Below are 14,704 nucleotides of genomic sequence, written 5' to 3'. Positions count from 1 at the left end.
ATTCCAGGAGAGCCAGATGCACAGCTTGCTGACCTCGATCGTCCTCTGCCTTGTGGCGCAGACGGCCGCCGCGCAGTGCGTGAATGCGACGCCGGCGATCAGCGCCCAGGTCCGCCCCGGCGCCGAGTTGATCAAGACCGCGGCCGCCGCCGACACGCGCGACATCATCAAGAGCGCCGGGCCCGAATCGCGCGACATCATCAAGACTGCGGCCGGCGGAGCGCGCGCGGCCGGTCCGATGCGCCAGGCGGCGCCGGCCTCCGCGCAGGCCAAGGCCGACGCCGCGGACGACGACGACCATCACCACCGGACCGGGTCCGGGATGCTGCTGGCCGCCCTGGCACTGATGTCCGGCATCGCACTGCGGCGAGCGACCGCCTCGCGCCCATGACGACACGCGCGCTGGCCGCCCTCGCCGAACGCGCCATCAAGTGGAGCGCGGCCACGACGGTCGCCCGCTTCGTGCTGCAGCTGGGCGCCCAGGTGGCGCTCGCGCGCATCCTCGGTCCCGACAACTACGGCGTCTACGGCATCGGCGTCGCCGTGCTGACGTTCGTCTCCTTCCTCTCCGGTTCCAGCTTCAGCTGGAACCTGATGCTGCTGCCCACCGTCGACGACGACGACATCCGCTTCTCCTTCACATGGCAGATGCTGGCCGGCAGCGGCTGCGCCCTGGCGATGTACGCCGCCGCGCCGGCGCTGGCCGTCTTCTTCGCCGACGCCCGGGTCGAGGGCATGGTGCAGCTGCTGTCGGTGGCCAGCCTGCTGACGGCGGCCAGTGCGCCGGCCACCTGCCTGCTGCAGCGCGACCTGAATTTCCGTTCGCTGGGCCTGATCCAGCTGGCCAGCTACGCCGTCGGCTACCTGCTGGTGGGCGTGCCGATGGCCTTGCAGGGCTACGGCCCCTATGCACTCGGCGCCGCCTGCGTGGTGCAGTCAGCGATGGTCCTGGTCACCTCCTACCTGGCGCGCCCCCACCCGCTGCGGCCGCTGTTCTCGCACGCCGGCGGTTCGGCGGCGCTGTCGACCGGGCGCACCGTCTTCGTCACCAACGTGGTGAACTGGTTCCTCAGCAACATCGACCGGGTCCTGATCGGACGGGTGCTGAACGCGCACGCGGTCGGCCTCTACAACGTCGCCTACAACCTGGCGGCGATCCCCAACACCCTGCTGCTCGGCGCGCTGCAGCCGACGCTGCTGGCCACCGGCGCCAAGCTGCAGCACGACCGGGACCGGCTGGGACAGGGCTGGCTGATCGCCCTGTCCTGCGTGTTCGTGCTGGCGCTCCCCGCGGCGGTCGTGTTCGCGCTGCTGTCGGACGATCTGGTCCGGCTGCTGTACGGCCCGGCCTGGTCCGAGTCGGCCTGGGTCCTCGGGCTGCTGTTCCTGTGCCTGCCGGCGTGGGCCAGCTGGGGCATCTCGACCCCGGTGCTGTGGAACACCGGGCGCAAGCACCTGGAGTACATGCTGCAGCTGCCGCTGCTGGCCGTGGCGCTGCCGGCATGGTGGATCGTGGCGCCGGACGGCATCCGCGCCGTCGCCGTCGTCTCCGCCCTCATCATCTTCGCCCGCGCCGCCGTGATCATCGGCGCCGCGCTGCGGGCGCTGCACCTGCGCGCCGCGGTGCTGGTGGCGCCGGCGCTGCGCGGCGCCGGCCTGTCGCTGGCGTGCACGCTGGCCGTGCTGGGCGGCCAGCACCTGGTCGGCCGCTTCAGCCAACCCGCCGTCGGCCTGGCCGGCGGCACCTGCGGCGCGCTCGCCGTGCTGGCGCTGGTGCTCGGCGCCTGGCCGCAGCTGCTCGGCTCGGACACCCGCGCCGTGCTCGCCCGCTTCCTGCCGTTCCTGCGCGTGCCGGCCGTGGTCGGCGCCGCGCCTCGCGCCGAGGGGCTGCCCCGATGACCCGGTCCCGTTCGGCCGCCGAGCCGCAAGGTTTCCTGCACTGGATGCTGCCGGCCATGCTCGGCCTGGTGGCCATCACCGTGCTGCTGTCCGGGCGCGACCTGTCGCAGATGTTCAAGGACCTGGCGGTCGGTGGCGGCATGTACCTGCACCCCGCCGTCGCCTGGCTGCAGCGCGGCGTGTCGCTGCTGCTGGTGCTGGTGGCCGCCGAGCGCCTGGTGAACCACTTCGCGATGCACAAGCAGCTGCCTTCGCCGCTGCTGGTGTGGACCTTCATCGGCTACTGGCTGGCCACGGTCGCCGGCCCCGCGTTCTTCGGCTCGCATCCGCAGCTGTCGCACGAATACCTCTACACCCTGCTGATCGGCCTGGCCGGCGCCCTGGCCGCCGGCGCCGACCGCGACCGCGTCGTCGATGCGGCCCGCAACGCGCTCTTCCTGTTCCTGCTGGCCGGCGCGGCGCTCGCGGTGGTGAACCCGGCCATGGTGATCGACACGACCTACAACCAGGGCCTGTTCGCCGGCGTGCCGCGCTTCGGCGGCCTGGCCACCCACCCGGTGGCGCTCGGGATGTTCGCGCAGACCTTCCTGCTGTGCCTGTGGGCGCGCCCCTTCGGTCGGCGCTGGCTGACGGCGCTGGCGTGGATCCTCGGCCTGGCGACCCTCTTCTTCGCGCAGTCCAAGACCTCGTGGATCGCGTTCATCGTCTGCTCGCTCGCCATGCTGGCCGTGCGGCACGGCGGCAACGTGTGGCGTCGCATGGGCGATCCGCGCGAGGGCGAATTCGGCATCGTGGCCTGCCTGGCGGTGATCGTCCTGGCCGCGGGCGCGCTGGCGCTGGTGCTGTTCGCCGACGTCGGCAGCGAGGCGGCCGGCTTCCTGGACACGACGGAAGGCGCCCAGCTCATGAGCATGACCGGGCGCGACCAGATCTGGGTCATCGCGCTGGAGGAATGGCGCGCCAACCAGCTCTTCGGCTACGGGCCGGGACTGTGGGACGACGCCTTCCGCGCCAGCATCCACCTGCCGAACGCGACCAACGCGCACAACCAGTTCATGGACACGCTGGCGCGCTCGGGCAGCATCGGCGCCGCCGCCCTGGTGGTCTACAGCGCCGTGCTGCTGGTGCTGGCGCTGCGCTACGCCAAGCAGACCGGCGGCCTGAGCATCGCGCTGCTGGTGTCGGTGGCGCTGCGCTCCATCAGCGAAGTGCCGCTGCTGATGTTCGGCTACGGCACCGAACTGTTCACCCACCTGCTGCTGCTGATCACGCTCGCGTCGGCCGCCGCCGAGCGGGTGCACGCGCCGGTCGCGGCGGTGCGCCGCACCAACTACCGGGTCGCATCGTGAAGTGCCACGCCGCCCTGCCCGCGACCCCGCATCAATGGACTCCCTCATGAGCGCCCACCCGAACTCCCCCCGGTCCGATCGCTGCCCGGTGTCGATCATCATCAAGGCGTTCAACGAAGAGAAGAACATCTGCGCCGCGATCGAGAGCAGCCTGGCCGCCGTCGCCGAGGTCGGCGGCGAAGTGATCCTGGCCGACAGCAACTCCACCGACCGCACCGTGGAGCTCGCGTCGCGCTATCCGATCCGCATCGTCCAGCTGGTGCACGCCCACGAGCGCTGCTGCGGCGCCGGTCCGCAGCTGGGCTACCAGCACTCGCGCGGCGAATACGTCTACATCCTGGACGGCGACATGCAGATGGTCCGCGGCTTCCTGCCGCAGGCCCTGGTCTTCCTCGCCCAGCATCCGGAAGCGGGCGGCGTCGGCGGGCGGCTGGTGGAGCTGAACGAGGAGAGCCTGGAGTACCGCGAGCGGGCGCTGCGCAATTCGGCGCACCTGGCGCCGGGCGAGGTCGACCGCCTCGACGGCGGCGGGCTCTACCGGCGCCGCGCCGTCGAGGAAGCCGGCTACCTGTCCGACCGCAACCTGCACGCCTACGAGGAATTCGATCTGGCCGTCCGCTTGCGCTCGCTCGGCTGGAAGCTGTGGCGCATCCCGGTCGACTCGGTCACCCATTACGGCCACGACGCACCGCCCTACCAGCTGCTGCGTCGCCGCTGGCGCGCCCGCTACGTCTGCGGCTCGGGCGAGTTGCTGCGGGCCGCGGCCGGCAAGCCGAGCCAGCGCCTGGTGCTGCGGCTGCGCGAATTGCGCATCTACGGCGGCGTCCTGCTCTGGTGGGCCATGCTGCTGTCGGTGCCGTTCTGGGGCCTGCCGCTGCCGTGGGCGGCCGCCGCGCTGGCCGCGCTGGCCGCCGCGCCGTTCGCCGTCATGGCCTGGCGCAAGCGCTCGCTGGCGCGCGCCACCTATTCCGTGGTGTCCTGGTGCTTCAACGCCGCCGGCCTGGTGCGGGGCCTGCTGGCGCCGCGCCGGCCGGCCCGCGAGCCGATCCCCAGCCTGGTCGTCCACGAACCGCCGCAGGCCACCGAAACCCGTCCCCAGCACTACGCGTGACGCGGGGCGCGCCAGCGCCCCGCCGCATCGACCCCCAGCAGGACCGCCATGCAAGAAACACCACCGCTCGCCACCGAGTCGCTGCCCGGCGCCGCCGCCGGGCGCAGCGCCCGCTTCATCTACATCGCCGCGCCGTGGACGCCCGTGGGCGGCGGCATGTACAAGGTCACCGACTACCTGATCCAGTCGCAGGCGGCCCATCCGGGCGCCGACGCCGCGCAGCTGCGGCCGCTCGATTCGCGCGGCGGCCGCGGTCCCGGCTGGTCGCTGTGGGTGCTGCTCACGGCGCTGGCCAGGATCCTGGCCGGTCGCCTGGGGGGCCAGCTGGCCGGCGTGCACGTCAACGTCGGCGAGCGGCTGAGCTTCGTGCGCAAGGGGTCGATCATTGCCTGGTGCCGGCTGCTGCGGATTCCGGTCGTGCTGCACCAGCACGCCCAGATGCAGCGTTTCTACCGGCGCCAGCCGGCGCTGCTGCAGGCCGTGATGCGCTGGGTGTTCGGCCTGGCCGACGCCGTGGTGGTGATCGGGCCGGCGGCGCGCCGCTTCGTCATCGAAGACCTGAAGGTGCCGGCCGACCGGGTCGAGATCGTGATCAACGGCGTGCCGGCGGCCAGCCAGCCGCGGCGCGTCAGGCAGGCCGGCGGCACCCAGCGCGTGATGTTCCTCGGCAACCTCGGCCCGCTCAAGGGCGTGGACGACCTGATGCAGGCGCTGGCGCGGCCGGGATTCGATCGCCAGCGCCTGGAAGTGACGATCGCCGGCGGCGGCGACCTCGCCGGCTACCGGGCCAAGGCGCAGGAGCTGGGCATCGCCGACTTCGTGCGGCTGCCCGGCTGGTGCGACCAGGCGGCCGCCGCGCGGCTGCTGGCCGACACCGACGTGCTGATCCTGCCGTCGTACGACGAGGTGCTGCCGCTGGTCGTCCTGGAAGCGCTCGCCAACGGCGTCGCCGTGATCTGCACCGCGGTCGGCGAAGTGCCGTCGCTGCTCAGCGACGGGGTCGACGCGCTGTACGTGCAACCGGGCGACATCGACGGCATCGCCGCCACGCTGCAACGGGTGCTGGGCGACGCCAAGCTGCTGGAGACCGTCGCGCACAACGGCCACGCGCTGTACCGGCGGCAGTTCTCGCTGCAGCGGTTCTTCGCCGGCGTCGCCCGCGTCCACCAGCGCGCCTTCGGCATCGCGGGCCGGCCGCGCGACGCCGGCGCCGCCTCCACCGAGGAGCGGGCGCCGTGATCCTCGACGCCGACACCCTCGACAGCAACTGCTGCCTGCACGCCGACGTCTGCATCGTCGGCGGCGGCGCGGCCGGCATCTCGCTGGCCCTGTCGCTCACCGGCCAGGGCCTGAGCATCATCCTGCTGGAATCCGGCCGGATGCACGAACATGCGCCGACCCAGGCGCTCTATGAAGGCGAGGTGGCCGACGAGCGGCTGCACAGCCCGGCCGACAAGTACCGGCAGCGGCGCCTGGGCGGATCGACCGGGATCTGGGGCGGCCGCTCGATGCCGTTCGATCCGCTCGATTTCGAGACCCGCTCCCACGTGCCGCACAGCGGCTGGCCGATCTCGTACGAGGACCTGCTGCCCTTTTATCCGCAAGCCAACGCGCTGTCGGAAGCGGGCCGCTTCAGCTACGACGCCGACGAGGCGCTGGGCGGCGTGGCGCCGCCGATGGTGCGCGGCTTCGCCAGCGACGTGGTCCGCACCAACGGGCTGGAACGCTTTTCCTGCCCGACCAACTTCGGCACCCGCTACGAACGCCGGCTGCGGGTGGCGCCCGACATCCAGGTGCTGCTGGGCGCCAACTGCACCGCGATCCGGCTCGCCCTGGATGGCCGCTCGGTGCGCGAGGTGGCGGCGGCCACCCTGGCGGGCAAGCGCTTCGGCGTCGCCGCCCGCACGACGGTGCTGGCAACCGGCGGTCTCGAGACGGCGCGGCTGCTGCTGGCCTCGCGCGACGTCGCCACCCGCGGCATCGGCAACGAGCACGACGTGGTCGGCCGCTACTACCAGTGCCACATCGCCGGCAACGTCGGCACGCTGGTGTTCAACGGCCGGCCGCAGGACGTGCGCCATGGCTACGAAGTCACGCCCGAAGGCATCTACTGCCGGCGCCGGCTGGCGATCGCGGCGGCCGAGCAGCGCCGGCACGGCCTGGCCAACTGCGTGGCGCGGCTGCACTTCTCGCGCATCACCGACCCGCGCCACCGCAACGGCGTGCTGTCCGGCCTGTTCCTCTCGCGCAAGCTGATCAGCTACGAATACGGCAAGCGGCTGCACGACGGCGCCGACCCGACGCTGGGCCTGTACGCCCGGCACCTGTGGAACGTGATGACCGATCCGGTCGACACCGTGGCCTTCCTGACCCACTGGGCGACCAAGCGCACCCTGGCGCAGCGCAAGTTCCCCTCGGTGATCCTGCGCAACCGCACCAACCGCTTCAGCCTGGAGATGCACGGCGAGCAGATGCCGCGCGCCGACAGCCGGGTGACGCTGACCGACAAACGCGACGCGCTCGGCCTGCCGCAACTGCGCATCGACTGGCGCTACAGCCCGGAGGACATCGCCTCGGTGCGCGGCACGCTGGACCTGATCGCGCAGGAACTGGCCCGCACCGGCACCGGCCGCCTGGAATACGACGCCGACACGCTGGAAGCGGACCTGCTGCGCTTCGGCGCCTACGGCGGGCACCACGTCGGCACGGCGCGCATGGGCACCGACCCGCGCACCAGCGTCGTCAACGCCGACTGCCGGGTGCACTCGGTGAACAACCTGTACGTGGCCGGCAGCGCCGCCTTCCCGACCTCCAGCCAGGCCAACCCGACGCTGACGCTGATCGCGCTGTCGCTGCGGGTGGGCCGGCATCTGTCGCAACGGCTGGCCACCCGCGCCGTGGCCCATGTCTGAAGGAAAACACGTCATGAAAGTGCTGGTGCTGGGCGGGTCGGGCTACGTCGGATCGCGGCTGTGCGCGCTGCTGGCCGCCAGCGGCTGGGCGACCCCGGTGGCGGGCTCGTCGCGCCGGACGGTGGCGGGCGCCGAGGCGGTGCGCGTCGACACCCGCGACGCGGCCGCGCTGCGCACGGCGCTGCGCGATGTCGACGCCGTGGTCAACTGCGTGGCCGGCAACGCCGCGGCCATCGGCGAAGGCGCGCGGGTGCTCGCCCGCACCGCGCTGGAGGCCGGTTGCCGCCGGATCGTGCATCTGAGCTCGATGGCGGTGTACGGCACGGTCGAGGGGCGGGTCGACGAGAGCACCGCGCTCGACGGCTCGCTGGGCTGGTATGCGCAGGCGAAGTGCGAGGCCGAGCGCCACATGAACGGGTTCGCCGAACGCGGGGGCGCGGTGACGATCCTGCGGCCCGGCTGCGTCTGGGGCCCAGGCAGCGATCTCTGGGTGGGGCGCATCGCCCGCTTCCTGCAGGCGGGGCGCCTGGGCGACCTCGGTGCCGCCGGCGACGGCTGGTCGAACCTGGTCCACGTCGACGACGTCTGCCAGGCCGTGCTGGCCGCCCTGCGCGACGCCGACGCCCGGCCGGGCGTGCGCACCTACAACCTGGCGGCGCCGGACAGTCCGCGCTGGAACGAGTACTTCGTCGACCTCGCGCTGGCGATCGGCGCGACGCCGGTGCGCCGGCTGTCGTCGCGGCAGCTGCGGCTGGACGCGATGCTGGCGGGTCCGCCGCTGAAGGTGGCGGAGATCCTGGCCAAGAGGCTGCTGGGCGACGCGCGCTTCGTGCCGGTGCCGCTGCCGCCGAACCTGCTGGGGCTGTGGGAGCGCCACCTGCGGCTGGATGCGAGCCGCGCCAGCCGCGAACTGGGGCTGCAGTGGACCCCGTATGCGGTCACGCTGCAGCAGTCGGCGGCGTGGTTCCTGCAGCAGCGGCCGGGGTCGCTGCCGGACGTGACCGTGCTGCGTGGGGGCGATTCGCCGACCTGAAACCAACCCAACAGCCGAACGCAGACCGCTGCGTTCGGCTGTTGGGTCAGCCGTCCGAGGCAGCTTCGTCCGCGTCGCGGTAGCCGTGCGGATTCGCGCTCTGCCAGCGCCACGCGTCCTCGCACATCTGCGCCAGCGTGCGCGTGGCGCGCCAGCCGAGCAGCTCCCGGGCCAGCGCCGGATCGGCGTAGCACTGGGCGACGTCGCCCGGGCGGCGGTCGACCAACCGGTACGGCACCGTCCGGCCGCTGGCCCGCTCGAAGGCGCGCACCACCTCGAGCACGCTGTTGCCGCGACCGGTGCCGAGGTTCACCGTCAGGCTCCGGCCCCGGTCGACCAGCGCCTGGAGCGCCGCCACATGCCCTTCCGCGAGGTCGCAGACGTGGATGTAGTCGCGCACGCCGCTGCCGTCGGGCGTCGGGTAGTCACCGCCGAACACCTGCAGGAACGGCCGCAGCCCGGTGGCGACCTGCGCGATGTAGGGCATCAGGTTGTTGGGGACGCCGGCCGGGTCCTCGCCGATCAGCCCGCTCGGATGGGCGCCCACCGGATTGAAGTAGCGCAGGATCGCCACCTTCCACGCCGGCCGCGCCACCTGCTGGGCGGCCAGCATGTCCTCGATCACGAGCTTGGTGTGGCCGTACGGATTGGTGTGGCTGCGCGGGAAGTCCTCGCGGATCGGCACGCTGGCCGGATCGCCGTACACCGTCGCGCTGCTGGAAAACACCAGCGTGCCGCAGCCGGCGTTCTCCATGGCCTGCATCAGGCTGACGGCGCCGCCGAGGTTGTTGCGGTAATACTTGAGCGGCTGGGCGACGCTCTCGCCGACGGCCTTGTCACCGGCGAAATGCACCACGCCGCCGATGCCGTGGCGGCGCAGCACGCCCTCGACGAACGGCGTGTCGAGCACGTCCCCGCGCTCGCAGGGCACGGGCCTGCCGGTGATGGTCTGCAGCCGCTCCAGCACCCGCGGATGGCTGTTGGCGAAGTTGTCGAGGATGACGGGCGTGAAGCCCGCCTCCACCAGCGACACATAGGTGTGGCTGCCGATGTAGCCGGCACCGCCCGTGAGCAGAACGTTCATGCTGTCCGATTATGTGGCCGCGCCGCGGCTCGGTCGGCTGGTGCCCGCCGCCAGCGTCAGGGCGCGCGCGATGAACAGCGGATTGCCGATCACGTAGCGCTTGAACAGCCGCTTGGGTTCCAGCGCCAGGCGGAACAGCCATTCCAGGCCGGCGCCGCGCATCCAGCGCGGCGCGCGCGAGGTCTTGCCGCCGATGAAGTCGATGATGGCGCCGCCGCAGACGATCAGGCACGGGAAATCGACCACGGCCCGCAACTCGCGGGCCACCGCTTCCTGCCGCGGCATGCCCATGCCGAGCACGATCAGGCTGGGCCGGTGCTCCAGGGCCAGCCGCACGTACGCGGCCGTGTCCAGGAAGCCATGGGCCGTCGTACACGGGCCGCCGGGCGCCAGCGTCGACATCACCACCTCCCGGGCCCGGGCCAGGTACGGGTCCTCGGTGCCGAACAGCGCGATCGGCCGGCCGGCGTAGCGGCGCAGGATCTTGGGGATCAGGTCGGTGCCGTTGAGGTTCAGGCCGGGCTCCAGGTTCAGCAGCTTCAGCAGGATCGCCATGCCGATGCCGTCGCGCAGCACCACGTCCGCGGCCCGCACCGCCTCGAAGAACTCGCGCGACGTCGCCGCGGAGTTCATCGCGTGGGCGTTGACGAACGCCACCACCGTCGCCTCGGCCGGGTGGGTCAGCGAATCCAGCAGCTGCCGCTCGCCGCGGTCCGAGTGGATGCGCACCAGGCAGCGCACCAGCTGCTGCCAGTGGCCCTGCCAGCCGCGCGCTTCAACGGCGAGCGGCATGGTCCGGTGCGCCGTTCAGCACGGCGCCGACGATCGTGGTGCCGAACTGGCGCAGGTCCTCCGACAGGCTCGCCAGCCGCGGCACCGAGCTGCGGTCGCGGCACGCCACCATCAGGGCGGCGCCGGCGCGCGCGGCGATGGTGCCGGCGTCGGCGCACGACTCGGCGGCCGGCGTGTCGATCAGGATCACCTCGTAGCTCGAACGCAGCGCCGCGATCAGGCGCGCGAAGCCGGGCCGGGCCAGCAGTTCCTGCGGGTTGGGCGGCACGGCGCCGGCCGGCAGCAGCCACAGGCCGGGCACCGCCTTGACCTCGCTCACCGCCTCCCAGCCGGCGCGGCCGGCCAGGATCGCCGACAGGCCGACGCGGCCCGGAACGCCGAAGATCTGGTGCTGACGCGGATGGCGCAGGTCGGCATCGATCAGGATCGTGCGCTTGCCCAGCTGCGAGAACAGCACGGCCAGGTTGGCCGCGATGTAGCTGCGGCCTTCGCCGGCGCCCGGGCTGACGACGGCCAGGGCGGCCTGCCGGTCATCGTTCTCGAACCAGCGCAGCATCAGCTGGCTGCGCAGCGCGCGCAGGTGCTCCACGGTGTCGCTGTCGGGATCGGTGGCGGCGACCAGTTCGCCGGCCAGCCCCGAATCGGGCGACAGCGCGGCATGGCCGAACTGCGCGGCCAGCACCTGCTGGACGTCGTCGTCGGCCAGCAGGCCCAGCGCGACCCCGGCTTCGCCGAAGGGCAGGCCGGCGCGGCTCTGGTAGTCGAGGATGCGCTGGACGTCGTCGGGCGCGAGCCGGCCGGAGTCGATCAGCATGCGGCCCATCGGCTGGACGGGCTCGCGCGAACCGACCGGGAAGTCGAGGTCCGTGCGCCCGGCCAGGCTGATGTCCAGGTCGGTTCGATTGGGCATGGGGTACACCTGGCTGTTCATGCAAGGCTCCGTTGGGGAGTGAGCGCCAGGCGGCGCGGCGCGTTGGTGAGCCGCAGCGGCGTGACCCGCGCCTTGGGCGCCGGCAGGATGCCCAGCACCGGCAGTTGCGTCACCATCGTCAGGTCCTCGACCGAGCGCACCCGGCGGTTGGACAGTTCGGCCAGCAGCGCGCCGGCCACGGCCAGCAGCGTGCCGGCGCCGAGCGCGGCCAGCAGCGCCTGCAGCGGCGTGGGGCCGCTGGGGCCGAGCGGCTCGACGGCGGAGCCGAGGAACACCACGTTGCTCTGCGTCATCTGGCTTTGCAGGCGCGACTGGGCGGCGCTGGCGCTCACCGTCTCGAACGCCTTCTGGGCGGTGTCGACCTCGCGCTGCAGCACCGACAGCTCGCCGCGCTGCTTGTTGGTGGCCAGCACCCGCGCCTTCTGCGCGGCGATGGCGTCCTGCAGCTCGCGGATGCGGCTGGCGCTGGCCTGCGTCGACACGGCCGCGGCGGTGCCCAGGCGGGCGCTTTCGGCCGCCAGGCGCGAGCGCATCGAGCGCAGCTCGGCTTCCATCTGCACCATCTTCGGATGGTTGGGGCCCATGGTGGCCGAAGCTTCCTGCACCTTGGATTCGAGCTTGGCGACGTCGGCGCGCATGTTGTTCACCAGCGGGCTCTGCAGCACTTCCGACGAGGTCTCGCCGGCGCCGGCGCGGCGGCGGCCCTGCGCCACCATCAGCTGCTGGGACAGCTCCGACAGCCGGGCGGTCTCGTAGTCGCCCTGCTCGTTGCTGGAGATGATGCCGGCCTTCTCCTGGAACGCCGACAGCTTGTCCTGCGCCTTCTCCAGGCGCTCGCGGGCCGCGGTCACCTGCTGGTCGAACCAGTCGGCGTAGCGCTTGGCCGGCGCGGTCTTGAGGTTCAGGTTGGTGTCGAGGTAGGCCTGCGCGAAGGCGTTGGCCACCCGCGCCGCCTCGGTCGGGGTGCGCCCGCTCCACGAGATGTTGATGATGTTGCTCTCGCGGGCCGGCTTGACTTCGAGGTCGCGCTGGATCGCGTGCACCAGCCACTGCTGCGGCGCCGCGCCCTTCTGCGCGGCCTCGCGCAGCCGCAGCATCGGCTGCTGGTCCGGCGGCAGCAGCTCCACCACCTTCTGGGCGACCCGGTCGCTCTTGATGATGTCGATCTGGGTCGAGATGTAGCCGGGCGACACCATGCCCTGCAGCGGCGTGCCGCCGGTGGGATCGGTGCGCACGTCCACCAGGACGGGCGCGCGCGCCACGTAGGTGGCCGGGCGCAGGAAGACCCACGCCAGCGCCAGCAGCACGGTGCCCAGCAGGATCAGCCCTGCCAGGCGCCGGCGGGCGCGCATGATGGAAAAGAATTGGTGCAGGCTCATGATGCTCCCTGGTGCTTCGCGTTCAGAACAGGCTTTCCTTGACGAACAGCACGTCGCCGGGCAGCACGGGGTCCGTCAGGCGCGGCTCGAGCTGCACGACGGTGCCGTCGGGGCGGGTGCGATTGAGCCGCACGCGCTCGCTGCCGCGGGCCGTCGGGCCGCCGCCTTGCGCGAGCGCCTGCTGCACGGTCATGCCGCGTTCGATCTTGTACGTGCCGGGGCGCTGGGCCTCGCCGTAGATGTAGAACGTGGGCGCCTTGTTCACGAAGAGCGTGTCGCCGGGCTGCAGCAGGATGTCGTCCTGCGAGCGGTCGCCCTTGAACAGGTTGGGAATGTCGATGGACTTGCGGAACGGCTTGCCGTCGCGGGTGCCGCTGACGACCAGCACGTCGTCGCCGGTGGGCGTGACGCCGCCGGCCAGCGCCAGCATGTCGCTGACGCGGACCGTGGTCGTCTCGAGCGGGAAGCGGCCGGGCTTTTGCACCTGGCCGAGGACCGAGACCTGGCTGCCGCGCACCTGCAGCAGCACGATGTTCACCTGGGGCTGCTTCAGGATCTTGCCGTTCTGCAGCGCCTGGGCGATCTTCTTCTCGGCATCGGAGATGCTCATGCCACCGATCGGAACGCTGCCGACCAGCGGATAGCTGATCGTGCCGCCTTCCGACACCCTCGCCTCGAGGGTGAGGTCCGGGTTCTGGTACACCTGGACCTTGATCGCGTCACCGGGCCCGAGCTTGTACTCGGGCGCGGCCGCCGGCTTGCCGTTCTGCGCCGACGCAAGCGTCGCGCAAACGGCCAGGACGAGCGCTAAGGCTGATCGGAACAGGTGTGGCATGAGACTTCTCCCTTCATAGAGGCACTAGAAATAGGCTTTCACGGCGGCACCGATGGTGGTGTTGCGGTAGCCCGTGTTGAGGTTGGACTTCTGGCGTTCGCCGCGGACGTAGCCGGACACGGCCAGCCAGCGACGCGGCTCCCACTCGACGCCCGCGGACAGCATCTCGATCGATTCGTTGCGGCCCACTTCGGCCGAGCCCGCCGGCACGTTCTTCCAGTCGCGCGAGACGCGGTCGTAGCGCGCGTTCACCGCGATCAGCGAGGTCGCCTTCCAGACCGGGCCCACGTAGAAGCGGTTGCTCTGCACGTGCCCGCCGGTGGCCAGGCCGGTGGCGCTGAGGTCGCGGCTGACGCCGGCGATCACGCGTGTCTTGCCCGTCACGTCCCAGGACACGCCGGCGCTGCCGACCATGCCGCTGAAATCGCGCCGGGTGTTGGTGTCGTGGTTGCGCTCCAGGTGGCCCAGCCGCGCTTCGACCGAGGTCTTGCCGCTCACCGGCCACTTCAGCAGCAGATCGGCTTCGTTTTCCTTGAAGTCGCCGGTGGACGCGCCGGGGGTCGGGTCGCCGTAGCTGCCGTCGCCGCGGCGGTAGCGGCCCCACAGCGAGGTGCCGGAGCCCAGCTCGTAGCCGACGCCGACGCGCGCGCTGGTCACCGACGGGCTCGCGTCCCAGGTGGCGGGCTCGGTGCTGCTGGCCTTGGTGTGCGAGGCGCCGGCCATCAGGCGCAGCGCCGCGCCGGCTTCGAACACGCCTTCCAGCACCTCGTTGCGCTCGGTGCGCTTGCCCACGCGGTTGACCAGCGCGACCGGATCGGTCGCCACTTCGCGGTACTGCTTGCGATCGGCGCTAGCGACGCCATGCAAGCGCGGCGTCAGCGACCAGTCCCAGGCCAGCGCGTAGTTGAAGACCGAGTAATTCAGGTCGGACTGGCGGTCGTAGCGGTAGGTGTTGGCCTCGATGTCGGCGCGAAAGCGCTGCAGGCCGTAGCGCCGGTCGGCGCGCGCGCCGATGCCGGCGATCAGCGCCTGGTCGGAGACGCCGCCGCCGGGCGTGCGCAGCACGTTGCTTTCGTGCTCGACGGCCGCCAGCGCACGCAGCTGGAACGCGGGACTGGTCTGGTCGGAGACCGTCGACGCCTGGGTGCCGGCCGGCTGGAAGCCGGCCGTGCCGGGATACCAGATGTTCGACGGATACGGCAGGCCCGCCGGCTGCGACGGCGTCGTCGGCAACGAGGGCGTGCTCGGCACGGAGGGGGCCGACGGCTGCGACTGGCCCGTCGTCTGCGCCTGCAGTGCCACGGGCACCAGGCAGATCGATGCCACGGTGAGCAGGGGGCCGATGGTGGAATGTTTCTTCAAGGGAGTCCTCGCGCTTT

At 71.9% G+C, this 14,704-nt stretch carries 13 protein-coding genes; 7 read left to right on the top strand and 6 right to left on the bottom strand.

What is annotated here, in order from left to right:
* Positions 1–25 precede the first annotated feature (25 nt).
* The 7 genes from VNT59_RS09920 to VNT59_RS09890 are packed head-to-tail and all read left to right on the top strand — an operon-like array spanning position 26 to position 8,304.
* The gene (locus VNT59_RS09920; RefSeq protein WP_325498171.1) at positions 26–391 is read left to right on the top strand and encodes a hypothetical protein; all 366 of its coding nucleotides are present in this window, start codon (positions 26–28) and stop codon (positions 389–391) included.
* Complete coding sequence (locus VNT59_RS09915; protein WP_325498170.1) at positions 388–1,899, top strand: oligosaccharide flippase family protein; 1,512 nt, start codon at positions 388–390, stop codon at positions 1,897–1,899. Before VNT59_RS09920 ends, VNT59_RS09915 begins: the two co-directional genes overlap by 4 nt.
* The gene (locus VNT59_RS09910) at positions 1,896–3,248 is read left to right on the top strand and encodes an O-antigen ligase family protein (RefSeq protein ID WP_325498169.1); all 1,353 of its coding nucleotides are present in this window, start codon (positions 1,896–1,898) and stop codon (positions 3,246–3,248) included. Before VNT59_RS09915 ends, VNT59_RS09910 begins: the two co-directional genes overlap by 4 nt.
* 46 nt (positions 3,249–3,294) lie before the next feature.
* Complete coding sequence (locus tag VNT59_RS09905) at positions 3,295–4,359, top strand: glycosyltransferase family 2 protein (protein ID WP_325498168.1); 1,065 nt, start codon at positions 3,295–3,297, stop codon at positions 4,357–4,359.
* 48 nt (positions 4,360–4,407) lie between these two features.
* Positions 4,408–5,598, top strand: a complete 1,191-nt coding sequence (locus VNT59_RS09900) for a glycosyltransferase family 4 protein (RefSeq protein WP_325498167.1) — start codon at positions 4,408–4,410, stop codon at positions 5,596–5,598.
* Positions 5,595–7,271 carry a GMC family oxidoreductase gene (locus tag VNT59_RS09895; protein ID WP_325498166.1) on the top strand — a complete coding sequence of 559 codons (1,677 nt, stop codon included), beginning with the start codon at positions 5,595–5,597 and terminating at the stop codon, positions 7,269–7,271. The genes VNT59_RS09900 and VNT59_RS09895 overlap by 4 nt, the downstream gene beginning before the upstream one ends.
* Positions 7,272–7,284: 13 nt before the next feature.
* On the top strand, positions 7,285–8,304 hold the full coding sequence (locus VNT59_RS09890) for an NAD-dependent epimerase/dehydratase family protein (protein ID WP_325498165.1): 1,020 nt from the start codon (positions 7,285–7,287) through the stop codon (positions 8,302–8,304).
* Positions 8,305–8,350: 46 nt separating this feature from the next.
* Here the strand turns inward: VNT59_RS09890 and galE are convergent, their stop codons facing one another.
* Genes galE through VNT59_RS09860 form a run of 6 tightly spaced genes read right to left on the bottom strand, consistent with a single transcriptional unit; the run spans position 8,351 to position 14,687 of the window.
* Positions 8,351–9,388 (bottom strand): UDP-glucose 4-epimerase GalE, encoded by a 1,038-nt coding sequence (galE, locus tag VNT59_RS09885; protein WP_325498164.1) that lies wholly within the window; start codon positions 9,386–9,388, stop codon positions 8,351–8,353.
* A 9-nt stretch (positions 9,389–9,397) separates the two neighbouring features.
* On the bottom strand, positions 9,398–10,180 hold the full coding sequence (locus VNT59_RS09880) for a WecB/TagA/CpsF family glycosyltransferase (protein WP_325498163.1): 783 nt from the start codon (positions 10,178–10,180) through the stop codon (positions 9,398–9,400).
* The gene (gene epsG / locus VNT59_RS09875; protein WP_325498162.1) at positions 10,164–11,111 is read right to left on the bottom strand and encodes a chain length determinant protein tyrosine kinase EpsG; all 948 of its coding nucleotides are present in this window, start codon (positions 11,109–11,111) and stop codon (positions 10,164–10,166) included. Before epsG ends, VNT59_RS09880 begins: the two co-directional genes overlap by 17 nt.
* A complete protein-coding gene (epsF, locus tag VNT59_RS09870; RefSeq protein WP_325498161.1) occupies positions 11,108–12,490 on the bottom strand; it encodes a chain length determinant protein EpsF in 1,383 nt (460 codons plus the stop codon). Before epsF ends, epsG begins: the two co-directional genes overlap by 4 nt.
* 22 nt (positions 12,491–12,512) lie before the next feature.
* Positions 12,513–13,325 (bottom strand): polysaccharide export protein EpsE, encoded by an 813-nt coding sequence (gene epsE, locus VNT59_RS09865; RefSeq protein ID WP_325498160.1) that lies wholly within the window; start codon positions 13,323–13,325, stop codon positions 12,513–12,515.
* A 24-nt stretch (positions 13,326–13,349) separates the two neighbouring features.
* Complete coding sequence (locus tag VNT59_RS09860) at positions 13,350–14,687, bottom strand: outer membrane beta-barrel protein (RefSeq protein ID WP_325498159.1); 1,338 nt, start codon at positions 14,685–14,687, stop codon at positions 13,350–13,352.
* Positions 14,688–14,704: the final 17 nt, after the last annotated feature.

Origin of the sequence: Ramlibacter sp. (genome assembly GCF_035554825.1) — a bacterium.
GTDB lineage: Bacteria > Pseudomonadota > Gammaproteobacteria > Burkholderiales > Burkholderiaceae_C > Ramlibacter.
This window is presented reverse-complemented; position numbering and strand designations above follow the sequence as displayed.